Origin of the sequence: Anoxybacillus ayderensis (assembly GCF_013761015.1) — a bacterium.
Taxonomy (GTDB): domain Bacteria; phylum Bacillota; class Bacilli; order Bacillales; family Anoxybacillaceae; genus Anoxybacillus; species Anoxybacillus ayderensis.
The window spans coordinates 143290-160211 of sequence record NZ_JACDUV010000005.1 but is presented as its reverse complement, the minus strand read 5'-3'; the positions used below and the strand labels follow the sequence as shown (position 1 = coordinate 160211).

General features: G+C 44.5%; 18 protein-coding genes. 17 read left to right on the top strand and 1 reads right to left on the bottom strand.

All coding sequences use genetic code 11. From position 1 onward, the window contains the following. The first annotated feature begins 64 nt into the window (after positions 1-64). The 15 genes from HNR63_RS08970 (at position 65) to spoVM (ending at position 14405) form a co-directional block, all read left to right on the top strand. Positions 65-943, top strand: coding sequence for a YicC/YloC family endoribonuclease (locus HNR63_RS08970; protein ID WP_181520480.1), 879 nt, complete (start codon positions 65-67; stop codon positions 941-943). A gap of 24 nt (positions 944-967) precedes the next feature. After that, complete coding sequence (gmk, locus tag HNR63_RS08965; RefSeq protein WP_181520479.1) at positions 968-1588, top strand: guanylate kinase; 621 nt, start codon at positions 968-970, stop codon at positions 1586-1588. A 1-nt stretch (position 1589) separates the two neighbouring features. After that, positions 1590-1799, top strand: coding sequence for a DNA-directed RNA polymerase subunit omega (gene rpoZ / locus HNR63_RS08960; RefSeq protein ID WP_021094260.1), 210 nt, complete (start codon positions 1590-1592; stop codon positions 1797-1799). A 69-nt stretch (positions 1800-1868) separates the two neighbouring features. Next, entirely contained in the window at positions 1869-3071 is a 1203-nt protein-coding gene (gene coaBC / locus HNR63_RS08955) for a bifunctional phosphopantothenoylcysteine decarboxylase/phosphopantothenate--cysteine ligase CoaBC (RefSeq protein ID WP_181520478.1), read from the top strand. Continuing rightward, positions 3068-5482 carry a primosomal protein N' gene (gene priA, locus HNR63_RS08950; protein ID WP_181520477.1) on the top strand — a complete coding sequence of 805 codons (2415 nt, stop codon included), beginning with the start codon at positions 3068-3070 and terminating at the stop codon, positions 5480-5482. The genes coaBC and priA overlap by 4 nt, the downstream gene beginning before the upstream one ends. Positions 5483-5499: 17 nt before the next feature. Continuing rightward, the gene (def, locus tag HNR63_RS08945; RefSeq protein WP_019418376.1) at positions 5500-5973 is read left to right on the top strand and encodes a peptide deformylase; all 474 of its coding nucleotides are present in this window, start codon (positions 5500-5502) and stop codon (positions 5971-5973) included. Next, the gene (gene fmt, locus HNR63_RS08940; protein ID WP_181520476.1) at positions 5970-6914 is read left to right on the top strand and encodes a methionyl-tRNA formyltransferase; all 945 of its coding nucleotides are present in this window, start codon (positions 5970-5972) and stop codon (positions 6912-6914) included. The genes def and fmt overlap by 4 nt, the downstream gene beginning before the upstream one ends. Continuing rightward, on the top strand, positions 6907-8253 hold the full coding sequence (gene rsmB, locus HNR63_RS08935; protein WP_085789432.1) for a 16S rRNA (cytosine(967)-C(5))-methyltransferase RsmB: 1347 nt from the start codon (positions 6907-6909) through the stop codon (positions 8251-8253). The genes fmt and rsmB overlap by 8 nt, the downstream gene beginning before the upstream one ends. Continuing rightward, positions 8250-9299 (top strand): dual-specificity RNA methyltransferase RlmN, encoded by a 1050-nt coding sequence (rlmN, locus tag HNR63_RS08930; protein ID WP_021094254.1) that lies wholly within the window; start codon positions 8250-8252, stop codon positions 9297-9299. Before rsmB ends, rlmN begins: the two co-directional genes overlap by 4 nt. 41 nt (positions 9300-9340) lie before the next feature. Then, the gene (locus HNR63_RS08925) at positions 9341-10090 is read left to right on the top strand and encodes a Stp1/IreP family PP2C-type Ser/Thr phosphatase (RefSeq protein ID WP_085789433.1); all 750 of its coding nucleotides are present in this window, start codon (positions 9341-9343) and stop codon (positions 10088-10090) included. Between the two features lie 6 nt (positions 10091-10096). Beyond that, positions 10097-12025 (top strand): Stk1 family PASTA domain-containing Ser/Thr kinase, encoded by a 1929-nt coding sequence (pknB, locus tag HNR63_RS08920; protein WP_085789434.1) that lies wholly within the window; start codon positions 10097-10099, stop codon positions 12023-12025. A 12-nt stretch (positions 12026-12037) separates the two neighbouring features. Beyond that, on the top strand, positions 12038-12919 hold the full coding sequence (rsgA, locus tag HNR63_RS08915; RefSeq protein ID WP_021094251.1) for a ribosome small subunit-dependent GTPase A: 882 nt from the start codon (positions 12038-12040) through the stop codon (positions 12917-12919). A gap of 2 nt (positions 12920-12921) precedes the next feature. After that, positions 12922-13578 carry a ribulose-phosphate 3-epimerase gene (gene rpe / locus HNR63_RS08910; protein WP_042533830.1) on the top strand — a complete coding sequence of 219 codons (657 nt, stop codon included), beginning with the start codon at positions 12922-12924 and terminating at the stop codon, positions 13576-13578. A 33-nt stretch (positions 13579-13611) separates the two neighbouring features. After that, the gene (locus HNR63_RS08905; RefSeq protein ID WP_181520475.1) at positions 13612-14250 is read left to right on the top strand and encodes a thiamine diphosphokinase; all 639 of its coding nucleotides are present in this window, start codon (positions 13612-13614) and stop codon (positions 14248-14250) included. 74 nt (positions 14251-14324) lie between these two features. Beyond that, positions 14325-14405 (top strand): stage V sporulation protein SpoVM, encoded by an 81-nt coding sequence (spoVM, locus tag HNR63_RS08900; RefSeq protein ID WP_003394991.1) that lies wholly within the window; start codon positions 14325-14327, stop codon positions 14403-14405. A 29-nt stretch (positions 14406-14434) separates the two neighbouring features. Here spoVM and rpmB read toward each other — a convergent pair whose 3' ends face one another. Then, positions 14435-14620 (bottom strand): 50S ribosomal protein L28, encoded by a 186-nt coding sequence (gene rpmB, locus HNR63_RS08895; protein ID WP_003394988.1) that lies wholly within the window; start codon positions 14618-14620, stop codon positions 14435-14437. Positions 14621-14840: 220 nt separating this feature from the next. On the opposite strand from rpmB, the gene HNR63_RS08890 reads away from it, so the two are divergent. Beyond that, positions 14841-15203: an Asp23/Gls24 family envelope stress response protein gene (locus HNR63_RS08890; protein WP_006323120.1), complete on the top strand. Its 363-nt coding sequence runs from the start codon at positions 14841-14843 to the stop codon at positions 15201-15203. Between the two features lie 17 nt (positions 15204-15220). Next, the gene (locus HNR63_RS08885; RefSeq protein WP_181520474.1) at positions 15221-16879 is read left to right on the top strand and encodes a DAK2 domain-containing protein; all 1659 of its coding nucleotides are present in this window, start codon (positions 15221-15223) and stop codon (positions 16877-16879) included. The last annotated feature ends 43 nt before the right edge of the window (positions 16880-16922 follow it).

Genomic DNA, 16922 nt, shown 5'->3' with positions numbered 1-16922 from the left:
GAAGGTAATGGAGTGAATCTATTACCTTCTTTTATTGTCGATAACACATAATGGATGTGAGAGTATGATCGTAAGTATGACAGGATTTGGTCGAGGAAAAAAAGAAGATGAAAACGTGAGCGTTACGGTGGAAATGAAATCAGTCAATCACCGTTTTTGTGAAATTTCGATCCGCATGCCTAGACAGTGGGTGATGTTTGAAGATAAAATAAAAAAAGTAATTACAGAACATATTGCCCGTGGACGTGTCGAAGTGTTTATTACAATTGAAGGAGAACAGCTCGTTGAACGAACGCTTCATGTCGATTGGCAGCTTGTTGATGCGTATTACCGGATGCTTACCGATGTGCGTCGTCGCTTTCATTTTGCCGATGATGTATCGCTTCGAGATGTTGTACATATGCTATCGGATGCGGTTGAAATGACGGAACAGCCGATCGAAAACGATGCGCTTCTTTCTCTCCTTTTAGAAGCGACAAAAGAAGCGGTCGAGCAATTGAAACAGATGCGCGAACAAGAAGGAAACGCGCTATTAGCAGACATGCTGATGCAGCTGGAGACGATTGAGAAAAGCGCACATCGCGTTGAACAACTGGCGCCAACGGTCGTCGCTTCTTATCGCGAACGCATACATAAACGAGTGAGTGAATTTGTACAGGGCGTCGTTGACGAACAACGGCTATTGACGGAAGTTGCTCTATTTGCGGAAAAAGTCGATATTCATGAAGAATTAAAACGCATATATAGCCATATTGAACAATTTCGTCGCATCGTTTCTGAAGGGGGAGCGGTCGGACGAAAGCTCGATTTTCTCGTTCAAGAGCTCAATCGTGAAATGAATACGATCGGTTCAAAAGCAAACGATCGCCACATTGCTTCTGAAGTTGTCGAAATGAAAAGCGCCCTTGAAAAAATTAAAGAACAAGTGCAAAATGTAGAGTAGTTTGTTTATGATAGAAAGGCAGGGATGAGCGTGAAAGAACGAGGGTTATTAATCGTTTTATCAGGACCGTCTGGCGTCGGTAAAGGGACGGTACGAAAAGCATTATTTTCACAGCCAGATATTCAATTGCAATATTCGATTTCTGTGACGACGCGCAAACCACGTGAAGGGGAAGTCGATGGCGTCGATTACTTTTTTAAAACGCGCGAGCAGTTTGAACAAATGATTCGCCAAAATGAGCTATTAGAGTGGGCAGAATATGTCGGGAACTACTACGGCACGCCAATTGATTATGTAGAAAAAACATTGCAAGAAGGAAAAGACGTGTTTTTAGAAATTGAAGTGCAAGGAGCGATGCAAGTTCGCAAAGTGTTCCCAGAGGCGCTCTTTATTTTCCTCGCTCCGCCAAGCTTAAGCGAATTGCGCAAACGAATTGAAATGCGCGGAACGGAATCAGAAGACTTAATTCGCGATCGTTTACAAGCGGCGAAAGAAGAATTAGAAATGATGGATGCATACGATTACGTTGTCGAAAACGATCAAGTAGAACTGGCATGCGAGCGCATTAAAGCGATTGTCATGGCGGAACATTGCCGACGTGAACGCGTGGCACAACGATATAAAAGGATGTTGGAGGTGGAGTAATATGTTATATCCTTCCATTGACTTACTTATTACAAAACTCGATTCAAAATATACGCTCGTCACAGTTGCGGCGAAGCGCGCCCGCCAATTGCAAGTAAAAAATGACTTAACGATCGAAAAACCTGTGTCGAAAAAATTTGTCGGCAAAGCGTTAGAGGAAATTGCAGCGGGTCATATTGAAGTCGTTAGCGAAGAAGAAGCAGCGCAATAAACTATTTACGACAACCTAGTTTTTAGGTTGTTATTTTTTTACAAATACCGAACGAAAGGGGCAACGTCGATGCTTCAGCAAAAAAACATTTTATTATGTGTCACAGGGGGCATTGCTGTATATAAAGCAGCGGCACTCACAAGCAAACTTGTGCAAGCAGGGGCGAATGTCAAAGTCGTCATGACGGAAGCTGCTTGTCAATTCGTTACACCGCTTACGTTTCAAGCGTTATCAAAAAACGAAGTGTACGTCGATACATTCGATGAAAAAAAACCGAACGTCATTGCACATATTGACTTAGCTGATTGGGCACATATCGTACTCGTTGCCCCTGCGACCGCAAACACGATCGCAAAGCTCGCCTATGGTTTAGCTGATAACATGGTGACAACGATTTTACTTGCGACGAAAGCACCGGTTTGGCTTGCGCCTGCGATGAACGTCCATATGTACGAACATCCAGCGGTACAACAAAATATGCGCACATTGCAGTCATATGGCTATCGCTTTATTGAGCCAGCGGAAGGGATGCTTGCGTGCGGTTACGTTGGAAAAGGGCGATTAGAAGAACCAGAAACGATCGTCGCTTTGCTTGAACAACATGTTGCATCAAACGAACTGTTAAAAGGAAAAAAAGTGTTAGTGACAGCCGGTCCGACGCGTGAAAAATTAGACCCTGTCCGCTTTTTCAGCAATCATTCGACAGGAAAAATGGGATATGCCATCGCAGAGGCGGCGCGCGATTTTGGAGCTGACGTCACCCTCATTTCCGGTCCGACGTCGCTTGTTCGTCCGGAAGGAATACAGACGATTCAAGTAGAAAGTGCGCAAGACATGTATGAAGCGGTCATGAAGCATTTTCAACATAGCGATATCGTCATTAAAACAGCGGCAGTAGCAGACTATCGTCCGAAATATGTGGCCGACAATAAAATAAAAAAACAGCAAGGAGACTACACCGTCGTTCTTGAGCGAACGATCGACATTTTACAAACGCTCGGCGAACAAAAAACGCACCAATTTTTAGTTGGCTTTGCGGCAGAAACGAACGATGTGGAACGATATGCGAAAGAAAAGCTCGCGCGCAAAAATGCCGATATGATTGTCGCAAATAACGTCGTCCAAGAAGGAGCAGGGTTCGGCACGGATACAAATATTGTGACGATATTTAAACGAGACGGAACGGCAAAGCAACTTCCACTCTTGCCAAAATCGGAAGTGGCAAAACAAATTTTACGTGAAATTCATGATGAAATTGAGGGACGCCTATGACGGTTGCTTCTGTCATCGTTGATATTCCTACGAGTCAAACGGATCGCCCGTTTGATTACGCGATCCCACCTGAACTTGTCGGTGTTGTACAACCAGGCATGCGCGTTGTCGTACCATTTGGCACACGTTTTTTACAAGGATTTGTGATTGAACTGAAAGAAACGACGGATATGCCACTCGAACAATTAAAGCCCATTCATTCTCTTTTTGACGTTGTTCCTGTATTTAATGAAGAATTGTTGCGACTTGGAAAATGGCTAGCTGAAACGACGCTTTGTTTCATGGTATCGGCGTTTCAAGCGATGTTACCTGCCGCAATGAAAGCGAAATATGAAAAAGATATTCGGCTCATCGAACAACATATGCCGTTCATACACGAAAAAGTACGCGTGTTGTTTCGCGACCGTCTCGTCATTCCGTGGAGGGAAGTGGCACAAACGCCATATGTGCCGCTGTTGCAAAAAGAAATCGCAAGAGGCCATATGGAAGTCGTTTACCGAGTTGAAGAAAAAGGAAAAATAAAAACAGAAAAGTGGGTCGAACGGTGCACGAGTGATGACGATGTCACACATGCGCTTGCATCTCTCCCGCAGCGCGCCATAAAACAAAAACAAGTGCTTGAGCGCTTGCTTACAGCCCGCTCTCTTCCTTTGAAACAATTGTTAAGTGAAACAAATAGCACGTTTGCTACTGTTCAAGCGCTCATGAAAAAACAGCTCGTCACTGTGACAGAAAAAGAAATATATCGCGATCCGTATGCTAACCGCTCGTTTACAAAAACAAAACCGCTCCCTTTAACAGACGAACAACGCCAAGCGTTACAGGCGATCGGACAAACGATTGACGAAGATGTGCATGACGTTTTTTTAATGTACGGCGTCACAGGAAGCGGAAAAACAGAAGTGTATATGCAAGCGATTGATCTCGTCTTAAAAAAGGGAAAAGAGGCGATTGTGCTCGTGCCTGAAATTTCGCTGACGCCTCAAATGGTGAAGCGGTTTAAAGAACGATTCGGTTCGAAAGTAGCTGTTCTTCATAGCGGCTTATCGCTCGGAGAAAAGTATGACGAGTGGCGAAAAATTCAACGAAAAGAAGTACAGCTCGTCGTTGGAGCTCGTTCTGCCATTTTTGCACCGTTTGAAAACATCGGCATCATCATTATTGATGAAGAACATGAAACGAGCTACAAACAAGAAGAAGCGCCCCGCTATCATGCGCGCGATGTGGCGATTTTCCGAGGTCGTTACCATCGTTGTCCTGTTGTGCTTGGCAGCGCTACGCCATCGCTTGAGTCGTTTGCGCGCGCTCAAAAAGGGGTATATAAACAAGTCACGTTAACGAAGCGAATGAACGATCACGCGATGCCGCCTGTAGACATTGTTGATATGCGCGAAGAACTGCGCGCAGGAAACCGCTCGATGTTTTCCCGCCTTTTATTTGAAAAATTAACGGAGCGTTTACAAAAAGGAGAACAATCTGTTTTATTTTTAAATCGTCGTGGTTATTCTTCTTTCGTCATGTGTCGCGATTGCGGTCACGTCATTCAATGTCCACATTGCGATATTTCGCTCACGTATCATCGCGTCCAACAACAATTGAAATGTCATTATTGTGGATACGAACAGCGAATGTCGTCGCATTGTCCTGCTTGTCAAAGCGAACATATTCGCTTTTTCGGAACGGGAACGCAAAAGGTAGAAGAAGAATTAACAAAGCTGCTTCCAGAAGCGCGCGTCATTCGGATGGACGTCGATACAACGAGCCGAAAAGGAGCACATGAACGACTGCTTCGGGAATTCGGAGAAGGAAAGGCTGACATTTTACTCGGCACGCAAATGATTGCCAAAGGGCTCGATTTTCCAAACGTCACGTTAGTTGGCGTATTAGCAGCAGACACGATGCTTCACGTCCCTGATTTTCGCGCAGCAGAAAAAACGTTCCAATTGCTGACGCAAGTAAGCGGCCGAGCGGGGCGGCATCATTTGCCGGGTGAAGTCGTCATTCAAACGTATACACCTGAACATTACAGCATTCAATTCGCAAGCAAACATCATTATGAGGCGTTTTATGAACGTGAAATGATGAACCGAAAAAAACACGGGTATCCACCGTTTTACTATTTAACGCTCATTACGGTGTCGCATGTCGATGCGCTGAAAGGAATAAGCATCGCTGAAAAAATTGCTGCACATGTGAAAAAACATTTGTCGGCTGAAGCGGTTGTACTCGGGCCTGTTGCTTCTCCGATTGCGCGCATGAACGATAGATATCGTTACCAATGCATGATAAAATACAAGCGGGAAGCGAACTTAACGACAGCGCTCCGCACCATTATGGAACATTATCAGCGCGAGATGACGCGCGGTGATGTGACGATTACGATTGATTTAAATCCATATATGATGATGTAAATAAGGGAGGAACCGTTTTGGCTATTTTACCGATTGTAACATATCCTGCCCCGATTTTAGAAACCGTTTGCCAGCCCGTCACCGTTTTTGACCGGAAGCTGACGAAAATATTAAACGACATGTACGATACGATGATTGCGGCCGATGGGGTCGGATTAGCCGCCCCACAAGTCGGCATTGACCAACAAATTGCGATTGTTGATATTGGCGACCGTCATGGGCGCATCGAGTTAGTGAATCCCGTCATCGTTGCCCAAAGCGGTGAACAAATTGGGCCAGAAGGATGCTTAAGTTTTCCGGGGTTATTTGGAGAAGTGAAACGTTCTCAATATGTGAAAGTACGCGCGCAAAATCGTCGCGGTCGCCCGTTTGAAATCGAAGCGACAGGCTTTTTAGCTCGCGCGTTACAACATGAAATCGACCATTTACACGGCATATTATTTACGTCAAAAGTGATTCGTTATTATGAAGAAGGGGAGTTCGAACAATGAACATTGTATTTATGGGAACACCTGACTTTGCTGTTCCGATTTTAGAACAGTTGATCAAAGACGGATACAACGTCGTCGGCGTCGTAACACAACCGGACAAACCGAAAGGACGGAAACAACAATTAACCCCACCGCCAGTCAAAGTGACTGCACAATCGTACAACATCCCGATATTGCAGCCGACAAAAATTCGTGAAAAAGATCAATATGAACAAGTGATCGCCTTGCAACCAGATTTGATTGTGACAGCTGCGTTTGGACAAATTTTACCGAAACCGCTTCTTGAAGCGCCAAAGTATGGGTGCATTAACGTGCATGCCTCGCTTTTGCCAGAGTTGCGCGGAGGAGCTCCTATCCATTACGCCATTTTGCAAGGAAAAGAAAAAACAGGCATTACAATGATGTACATGGTTGAAAAACTAGATGCAGGCGACATATTAACGCAAGTGGAAGTGCCGATTGATGAACGCGATACAGTCGGGACGTTGCACGACAAACTTAGCGAAGCGGGGGCGAAACTACTTTCTGAAACGCTTCCGAAACTGCTTCGTGGCGACATTACACCGATAAAACAAGATGATGAACAAGCAACGTTTGCATACAACATTAAACCAGAACAAGAACGAATCGATTGGACAAAAGCGGGCGAAGACATTTATAACCATATTCGCGGTATGAATCCGTGGCCTGTCGCTTATACGACGCATGGCGATGAACGTTGGAAAATTTGGTGGGGAGAAAAAGTACGAGCGTCTTCCCAAGCGAAGCCAGGCACCATTGTTGCCGTTGAACGCGATGGCATTGTCGTTGCAACCGGCAACGAAACAGCGATCAAAATCACTGAATTGCAACCAGCAGGAAAGCGGAAAATGAGCGCTACTGACTTTTTACGCGGTGCAACGATTGAAATCGGGACAGTATTAGGAGGAAAGAATGAGTAAAAAAAACGTCCGAAACTTAGCGTTAGATGTGCTAATCGATATCGAAAAAAAACGAGCATATAGCAATTTATCATTACATCATGTGATCGAAACGAACGAATTATCCGCCCAAGACGTTGCGCTTTTAACAGAGATAGTGTACGGCACGATCCAACGACGCGATACGCTTGATTACTATTTACAGCCGTTTGTGAAAGGAAAAATTGAGCCGTGGGTGCGCCTGTTGCTCCGAATGTCGCTTTATCAAATGGTATTTTTAGACCGGATTCCTGATCGCGCGGTGTTATTTGAAGCGGTAGAAATAGCAAAACGTCGCGGTCATCGCGGCATCGCCTCGCTCGTAAACGGTGTATTGCGCTCCATTCAGCGCCAAGGGTTGCGCTCGTTTGATGAAATAAAAGACGACATTGAACGTCTAGCCGTTGCGACAAGCCACCCGCTTTGGCTCGTGCGTCGATGGGTGGCGCAGTTTGGCTTAGAAGAAACAAAACGAATGTGCGAAGCAAACAATTTGCCACCAGAACAAACGGCGCGGGTAAACGCGATGCGTGTAACGGTTGAAGAAGCGATCGCCCGCTTAAAAGAAGAAGGGATTGAAGCCGTTCCTTCTTCTGTCGTGCCGGTTGGGATAAAAATGGTCAAGGGAAATGCAGCGAAAACGAGCGTGTTTCAAGAAGGGCTTCTTACGATTCAAGACGAAAGCTCGATGCTTGTTGCTTACGCTCTTTCTCCAACCGAAACAGACGTTGTTTTAGATTGTTGCGCGGCACCAGGTGGAAAGACGACGCATATGGCTGAACGAATGAACAATAAAGGCCGTGTCGTTGCGTTAGATATTCACGATCATAAAGTAAAGCTGATTGAGCAGCAGGCAAAACGCCTAGGCTTGTCGAATATTGAAGCGAAACAACTCGATAGCCGTCAAGCACATACGCAATTTGCTGCTGAAACGTTTGATCGCATATTAGTTGATGCCCCGTGCTCAGGACTTGGCGTCATTCGGCGGAAGCCGGAAATTAAATATGCGAAAAACGAAAAGGATATCGCACAACTTGCCGATATTCAACGAAATATTTTGCGGGCGGTCGCCCCGCTTGTAAAACGAGGTGGAACGCTCGTATATAGCACATGTACGGTCGATCGGGAAGAAAACGAACAAGTGATTGCGACGTTTTTAGACGAACATCCACAATATGAGCTCGATGAGACGCTTGCTTCGCGCCTGCCATCATCGGTGGCGCCATACGTGCGTCACGGCATGTTGCAACTGCTTCCACATCACGTATATAGCGACGGATTTTTTATCGCAACATTGAAAAAGAAAGGTGAAATGATATGAAACCATCCATTTACTCGCTGCGTTTAGAAGACTTGCAAAGTTGGGTGGAACAGCAAGGGGAAAAGCCGTTTCGCGCCACACAAATTTTTGAATGGTTATATAAAAAACGAGTGACGTCATTTGAAGAGATGACAAATATTCCAAAAGCGTTGCGCGAACAGTTAGATGAACATTTCGTCATCACGACATTAAAAACGCTCGTACAACAAACGTCAAAAGACGGAACGATGAAGTTTTTATTTGAGCTTCATGACGGCTATTCGATTGAAACGGTACTTATGCGCCATGACTACGGTAATTCGATTTGTGTGACGACACAAGTCGGCTGCCGAATCGGCTGTACGTTTTGCGCTTCAACGTTAGGCGGTTTAAAGCGCAACTTACAAGCAGGTGAAATTGTTGCCCAAGTCGTCAAAGTACAAAAAGCGCTCGATGAAACGAACGAACGAGTGAGCAGCATCGTCGTCATGGGAATTGGGGAACCGTTTGATAACTACGATGAGCTTATCAAATTTTTAAAAATCGTGAACCATCCAAAAGGGCTGCATATTGGCGCGCGTCACATCACCGTATCAACGAGCGGCATCATCCCAAAAATTTATCAATTTGCCGATGAAAATATGCAAATTAACTTCGCGATTTCGCTTCATGCGCCAAATACGGAATTGCGCTCGAAGTTAATGCCGATTAACCGCGCTTATAAATTGCCAGAGCTGATGGAAGCGGTACGCTATTACATTGAAAAAACAGGACGGCGCGTAACATTTGAATACGGCTTATTTGGCGGTGTGAACGATCAAATTGAACATGCCGAAGAGCTTGCTGAGCTGATTAAAGGATTAAAATGTCACGTCAATTTAATCCCGGTCAACTATGTTCCTGAACGCAACTACGTGCGCACGCCGCGCGAGCAAATTTTTGCGTTTGAGAAAACGTTGAAAAAACATGGCATTAACGTAACGATTCGCCGCGAACAAGGGCACGATATTGATGCAGCATGCGGTCAACTACGCGCGAAGGAGCGGAAAGAAGAAACGAAAGCGTAACGATGTGGACACACATATCGAAGTAAGGAAGGGATACGTATATGAAGGCGGTATTTCAGACGGATGTCGGGAAAATAAGGTCACATAACGAAGATAACGGTGGGGTTTTTATCAATCAAACAGGCGATTATTTAGCTGTTGTCGCTGATGGGATGGGCGGTCATCTTGCTGGTGATGTGGCAAGTGAAATGACGATGACGCAGTTAAAACAGTTTTGGGAAGAGACGGAAGAAATGACGTCCCCACAGCAAGCGGAGACGTGGTTAAAAGAACATATTATGAAAGTGAACGAATCGCTTTTTCAACACTCTCAAACGAACGATCATTGTCAAGGGATGGGCACGACGATCGTTGCCGCCATTTGTACAAAACAGTTTGCGACGATCGGCCACATCGGTGATAGCCGTTGTTATTTACTAAACGCAAACGGATTTCAACAAATGACAGAAGACCATTCCCTTGTCAATGAATTAGTGAAAAGCGGACAACTATCAAAAGAAGATGCGGAATATCATCCGCGTAAACATGTGCTATTGCGCGCGCTCGGAACAGAGCAAGTAATTGAACTCGATGTAAAAACGGTCGCTGTCGATGAAGGAGATATGTTATTGCTTTGCTCTGACGGCCTTTCGAATAAAGTGCCTGAACAGACGATGGTAGACGTATTAACGTCTGATCGCCCGCTTGAAGAAAAAGCGCAAGCGTTAATTGATGTGGCAAACGAGCACGGTGGGGAAGATAACATTACGTTAGCGATCGTACAATTTTTAGATGTGAGTGAAAGTAGGTGATCGCTCGTGCTCATCGGCAAACGATTAAACGGTCGCTATAAAATATTACAGCTCATTGGCGGCGGCGGAATGGCGAACGTTTACTTAGCTAGGGATATGATTTTAGACCGCGACGTTGCCGTAAAAGTGTTGCGTTTAGATTTTGTAAACGATGAATTATTTATTAAACGGTTTCGACGTGAAGCACAAGCCGCGACAAGTTTAAACCATGAAAATATTGTCACGATTTACGATGTTGGAGAGGACGACGGCATTTACTACATGGTCATGGAATATGTGCGTGGCTGCACGTTAAAACAATACATTCAACAACGTGCCCCGCTTCCTGTTCAAGAAGCGTTGCGCATGATGGATGAATTAACAGGAGCGATTGCTCACGCTCATCAAAACGGAGTCATTCATCGCGACATTAAGCCACAAAACATTTTAGTCGCAGAAGACGGAACGATTAAAATTACAGATTTCGGTATAGCTGTCGCGTTAAGCTCGACAACGATTACGCAAACGAATTCTGTTTTAGGATCTGTTCATTATTTATCGCCTGAACAAGCAAAAGGCGGAATGGCGACAGAAAAATCGGATATTTATTCGCTCGGCATTGTCATGTTTGAGTTGTTAACGGGACAATTGCCGTTCTCTGGTGAATCTGCCGTAGCGATTGTGTTAAAACATTTGCAAACGGAGACGCCGTCTGTGCGACGATGGAACCCGAACATTCCTCAAAGCGTAGAAAATATTGTGTTAAAAGCGACAGCAAAAAATCCGTTGCATCGTTACAATAGCGCATTAGATATGCAAAAACATATTCGCACCGCTCTTTTGCCTGAGCGCATAAACGAACAAAAATTTACGTTGCCGACCGAAGATGACGACGAAGAAACGAAAATTATCCCGATTGTGAAGCCGACCGCTTCTGCACCGTCAGAAAAGAAAGAGGACGTGCCTCCTCCAAAAGAAAAGCGTTCAAAAAAATGGCTCATTTTATGGGCGACATTTCTTTTCTTGCTCGTCGGCGCTGGGGTGAGCGCAGTCACATGGATTCCTGATTTATTTTTCCCAAAAGATGTGACGGTGCCTGATGTGACAAACAAAAATTATACAGATGCGGTGACGGAATTAACGTCGTTAGGTTTAAAAATCGAAAAAACGGTCGAGGAAGAACATGATGACATCGCAGAAGGATTTGTCATTCGTACGAATCCGCAAGCCGGAAAAGTCGTGAAAGCAGGTACAGCGGTAACGATTTATAAAAGTATAGGGAAGAAAAAAGTGGAGTTTCAAAATTATGTTGGCGAGCCAATCGATGACGTTGAGCGACAATTGCGATCGGCAAACTATTTACTCATCGATAAAAAACAAGTGTATAGTGACGAACCAGCAGGTACGATTATCGAACAATTCCCGCTTCCAGGCGAAAAAGTTGTACCGGAAGAAACAGAAGTGCGTTTTACCGTCAGCCTTGGGCCAGAAAAAATTGTTTTAAAAGATTTAACAGGATATACGGAAAAAAGTGTGCGCGATTATGCTGCAGACCAACAACTGTACGTCATCGTCAAACAGCAATATTCAGATACGGTCGAAAAAGGGCTCGTCATTTCTCAAACGCCACAAGCGAACGCAAAATTAGACAAAGGAGCAACTGTAACGGTCGTCATTTCTCTTGGAAAAGAACCAGTATTAACAAAGAAAGTCATCCAAGAAATTAGCATTCCGTACGAACCGCCTGTTGATGTAAACGAACCAGTCATGGCAGAATTATATATAGAAGACGAAAACTATTCGTTTGCTCAACCGTACAAACGTTATCGTTTAACAAGTGATGTGAAAGAGCGTGTAGAATTTGTCATTCAACAAGGAAAACAAGGGCGTTATCGCGTCGTCGTCAACGGCACGACGGTGCGTGAAGGCATCGTGCCATATCCAACAACACCTTAAAGGAGGGAAGGCATGGCGGAAGGAAAAATTATTAAAGCGTTAAGCGGTTTTTATTACGTGTTAAGCGACGGTCGAGTGTATCAATGTCGTGGTCGCGGGGTGTTTCGCAAGCGGAAAGTGACGCCGCTTGTCGGCGACTACGTTTCCTTTCAGGCGGAAAATGAACGAGAAGGGTATATATTAGACGTATTTGAGCGGAAAAATGAACTTGTTCGCCCGCCGATTGCGAATATCGACCAAGCGATTTTAGTGTTTTCAGCGGTAGAGCCAGATTTTAACCCAGCATTGCTCGATCGATTTCTCGTCTTAATTGAAGCAAAGCACATTCGCCCAATTATTGTTGTGAGTAAAATGGATTTAGTAGACGATGAGACAAAACCACGCATCGAACAATATATTCGCGATTATCGTCAAATCGGATACGATGTGTTAGAAGTGTCGACGAAAACGCGGGCAGGGGTTGAATCATTACTCCCTTACTTTGAAGGAAACGTATCCGTCTTTGCAGGGCAGTCAGGTGTCGGAAAGTCGTCTTTATTAAATGCGTTACGTCCGGACTTACAGTTAAAAACGGGCGATATTTCCCACCATCTTGGACGAGGAAAACATACGACAAGACATGTTGAATTAATTGAAATCGGAGGCGGTTTCGTCGCAGATACGCCGGGCTTTAGTGCGCTAGAATTTGATGAAATCGAACTCGAACAATTGCCACTTTGTTTTCCTGAGTTTGTTGCTAGAAGCGGCGGTTGTAAATTCCGCGGTTGTACGCATACAGCGGAGCCGAAATGCGCGGTGAAAGAGGCGTTCGCATCGGGAGACATTCCTTCTTACCGTTATGAACATTACGTGAGCTTTATCGAGGAAATAAAAGAACGAAAGCCGAGGTATTGAACATGATTAAAATTGCGCCATCGATTTTATCTGCGAATTTCGCCAAACTTGGCGAAGAAATTGTAGACGTAGAACGGGGAGGAGCGGATTACATTCATGTCGATGTGATGGACGGTCATTTCGTTCCGAACATTACCATCGGACCGCTGATCGTGGAAGCGATTCGTCCGGTGACGACACTCCCGCTTGACGTTCATTTAATGATTGAACAACCTGATCGCTATATTCCGACGTTTGCGAAAGCGGGGGCAGATTATTTAACGGTGCATGTCGAAGCTTGCCCGCATTTACATCGCACGATTCATTTAATAAAAGAACACGGTGTGAAAGCAGGGGTAGCGCTAAACCCACATACGCCGATAGCGATGATTGAACACATCATAGAAGATATCGACTTAGTTTTATTTATGACGGTCAATCCAGGCTTTGGCGGACAATCGTTTATCCCGGCTGTGCTACCAAAAATTCGTGCGTTTTCGACACTCGTTCGCGAACGAGGACTTTCCGTTGAAATTGAAGTAGACGGTGGCATTCACGCTGAAACCGCAAAGCTTTGTGTACAAGCCGGAGCGAACGTTCTCGTGGCGGGATCAGCCATTTATAATCAAGCTGATCGCGCTCAAGCGATTCGCGCCATTCGTGAGGGTGTGTCATCTTGACACATCCTTCTTTTATAAAGGGGGGGATATCGGTTGATTATTCATGTTGTTGCAGGTGGTCCGACAAACTTTTTGCCACATTTACAGGCGTATGATGGGGAGGACGTATATTGGGTAGGGGTAGATCGAGGGGTGCTCGCGTTGCTTCATGCTGGCATCATGCCAAAACGGGCGTTCGGAGATTTTGATTCCATCAACGAACAAGAGTTACAACAATTAAAAATGAAATTACCGCATATCGATATATGGCCGGCGGAAAAAGATCAAACCGATACAGACATTGCACTTGAGTGGGCGCTTGAACAACAAGCGACAAAAATTCGTTTGTTTGGAGCGACAGGCGGCCGACTTGATCATTTATTCGGAAACGTTCAGCTTTTGTTTAAAGGAAAAGATGGGCAAATTGAGTTAATTGATCGTCAAAATGTTGTGACGCTATATCGCAACGGGGAGCATATCGTTGAAAAACGAGATGAATACACGTATATTTCATTTATTCCTTTGACTCCAATTCGCGCCTTAACGCTTCGTGGATTTAAGTATCCGCTCGATGCATGCGATGTGCCGCTCGGATCAACATTATGCGTAAGCAACGAACTCATCCATCATTTTGGTACTTTTTCATTCGCTGAAGGCATATTAATGATGATAAGAAGCAAGGATGAAAAATAAACGCTTCGAGGTACGATTTGTGCGGAGATGAATATATTAGTGGAAGAGTGTGCACAGTAGGGGAGGGAATGATCGTGAAATTTTATACGATTAAGTTGCCGAAGTTTTTAGGTGGAATTGTTCGAGCAATGTTGAATTCATTTAAAAAAGGATAAAAGCACCAAATGATTGGTGCTTTTTTCTATTACACACGTTCTACTTTTCCGGATTTTAATGCGCGAGCAGAAACCCAAACGCGCTTTGGTTTTCCGTCAACTAAAATGCGAACTTTTTGAAGGTTTGCTTTCCATGTGCGGCGGCTCGCATTCATTGCATGAGAACGAGCGTTTCCGAAAGACTTTTTCTTACCAGTCACAAAGCATTTTGCCATTTTGTTTCCCTCCTCACTTGCCAAACTACGTGCTCAAAACACTACTATAATTTATCATACATAAAAACGGATTGCAATACTTCTGACATACTCTTTCAAGAAAATAACCTTGACATCTGTTTTCTGTTTCAGGTAAATATACTATGGGGAGAAGCTTTCAAAAATAAGCCGAGTATAGTACAATGGCGTTAGCTACCTAATCAGAAAGGGGACTTGAGCGATGTCCATTGAATTACAAACGAAATACGGTCGTGTTGAAATTAGTAACGATGTCATTGCAGCGATTGCTGGAGGAGCGGCAGTCGATTGTTATGGGATTGTCGGCATGGCATCAAAAAATCAATTAAAAGACGGCATTGCTGAAATTTTACGTCGTGAAAATTTTGCCAAAGGAATTGTTGTCCGTCAAGAAAACGACGAAGTGCACATTGATTTATACGTTATCGTTAGCTACGGTACGAAAATTTCTGAAGTGGCTCATAACGTACAAACGAAAGTGAAGTATACGTTAGATCAAACGTTAGGTTTATCTGTTCAGTCAATCAACATCTATGTTCAAGGGGTTCGTGTGACGAATCCGTAGTGAGGAGGAACAAGTCTGTGGGAGTGACAACATTAGATGGAAAGCGCTTTGCACAAATGATATTGCAAGGCGCGACACATTTAGCGAACAATGCAAAAACAGTAGACGCATTAAACGTCTTTCCTGTGCCAGATGGGGATACAGGGACAAACATGAACTTGTCGATGACGTCTGGTGCGAAAGAAGTGAAAAATCACGTATCTGACCATATCGGAAAAGTGGCAAGCGCATTAGCGAAAGGACTATTAATGGGGGCACGCGGAAACTCAGGCGTTATTTTATCGCAACTATTCCGCGGATTTGCGAAAGCAATTGAACAAAAAAGTGAAATTAATAGCAAAGAGTTTGCTGCCGCGCTTGAAGCGGGCGTACAAACGGCATATAAAGCCGTGATGAAGCCCGTTGAAGGAACGATTTTAACCGTCGCCAAAGATGCGGCGAAACGCGCTGTCACTGTTGCGAAAAAAGAAACAGACATTATCGTCGTCATGACGGAAGTATTAAAAGAAGCGAAAGCATCGCTAAAGCGGACGCCAGATTTACTTCCTGTATTAAAAGAAGTAGGTGTTGTGGACAGCGGTGGACAAGGTCTTGTGTTTGTATACGAAGGATTTTTAGCGGCATTAAAAGGGGAAACGATTGCGGAATCGGAAGCGTTGCCGATGGAACAACTCGTCCGTACCGAACATCACCGCAACGTGCAAAGTCATTTGAGCGCAGATGACATTGAGTTTGGATATTGTACAGAATTTATGGTGAAATTTGAGCAAGAAAAAGTAGCGAAACATCCGTTTCAAGAAGAAACGTTTCGCCAAGATTTAAGCCGCTTCGGTGATTCGCTTCTTGTCATCGCAGACGATGAATTAGTAAAAGTACACATTCATGCAGAACAGCCGGGAGAAGTGCTCACGTATGCGCAACGTTACGGAAGTTTAATTAACATTAAAATCGAAAACATGCGCGAACAGCATGCGAATATTGTCCACGAAAACATACCGCAACCGAAAAAGCAAGAACGTCTCCCATACGGCATCGTTACGGTAGCGATGGGGGATGGCATTGCTGAATTGTTTAAAAGCATCGGTGCGCATGCGGTCATTGAAGGTGGACAAACGATGAATCCGAGCACGGAAGACATCGTGAAGGCGATTGAAGAAGTAAATGCCCAAACGGTATTTGTTTTGCCAAATAATAAAAATATTATTTTAGCAGCTCAACAAGCCGCTTCTGTCGCTTCGTGTGATGTTGTCGTCATTCCGTCCAAAACGGTGCCACAAGGAATGACTGCGTTGCTTTCATTTAATCCTTCCGCAACAAAAGAAGAAAACGAACAAGCGATGACAGAGGCGCTTCATCGTGTAAAAACGGGTCAAGTGACGTTTGCTGTTCGCGATACAAATATTGACGGTGTCGAAATTGCGAAAGACGATTATATGGGCATTGCGGACGGGAAAATTGTCGTCTCCCATAAAGATCTGACGCATGTCGTTGAAACGTTACTTTCCCATATCATTAGCGAAGAAGATGAAATTGTTACGATTCTTTCTGGTGAAGATGCGACGGATGAGCAAACCGCACATGTCGTTCAATGGATTGAAAAACAATTCCCGGACGTTGAAGTAGAAACACATCACGGCGGACAACCGTTATATCCGTTTATTTTTGCGATTGAATAAAGCGTATTGTTGCAATTGACATACGATAAAGAAGGGGAACGTT

Bases quoted from the DNA above. Each gene is read 5' to 3' on its own strand.
- priA (WP_181520477.1), top strand. From the start codon at position 3,068: ATGACGGTTGCTTCTGTCATCGTTGATATTCCTACGAGTCAAACGGAT.
- coaBC (WP_181520478.1), top strand. From the start codon at position 1,869: ATGCTTCAGCAAAAAAACATTTTATTATGTGTCACAGGGGGCATTGCT.
- rsgA (WP_021094251.1), top strand. From the start codon at position 12,038: ATGGCGGAAGGAAAAATTATTAAAGCGTTAAGCGGTTTTTATTACGTG.
- rsmB (WP_085789432.1), top strand. From the start codon at position 6,907: ATGAGTAAAAAAAACGTCCGAAACTTAGCGTTAGATGTGCTAATCGAT.
- rlmN (WP_021094254.1), top strand. From the start codon at position 8,250: ATGAAACCATCCATTTACTCGCTGCGTTTAGAAGACTTGCAAAGTTGG.
- HNR63_RS08890 (WP_006323120.1), top strand. From the start codon at position 14,841: ATGTCCATTGAATTACAAACGAAATACGGTCGTGTTGAAATTAGTAAC.
- rpmB (WP_003394988.1), bottom strand. From the start codon at position 14,620: ATGGCAAAATGCTTTGTGACTGGTAAGAAAAAGTCTTTCGGAAACGCT.
- HNR63_RS08970 (WP_181520480.1), top strand. From the start codon at position 65: ATGATCGTAAGTATGACAGGATTTGGTCGAGGAAAAAAAGAAGATGAA.
- rpe (WP_042533830.1), top strand. From the start codon at position 12,922: ATGATTAAAATTGCGCCATCGATTTTATCTGCGAATTTCGCCAAACTT.
- rpoZ (WP_021094260.1), top strand. From the start codon at position 1,590: ATGTTATATCCTTCCATTGACTTACTTATTACAAAACTCGATTCAAAA.
- gmk (WP_181520479.1), top strand. From the start codon at position 968: ATGAGCGTGAAAGAACGAGGGTTATTAATCGTTTTATCAGGACCGTCT.
- fmt (WP_181520476.1), top strand. From the start codon at position 5,970: ATGAACATTGTATTTATGGGAACACCTGACTTTGCTGTTCCGATTTTA.
- HNR63_RS08925 (WP_085789433.1), top strand. From the start codon at position 9,341: ATGAAGGCGGTATTTCAGACGGATGTCGGGAAAATAAGGTCACATAAC.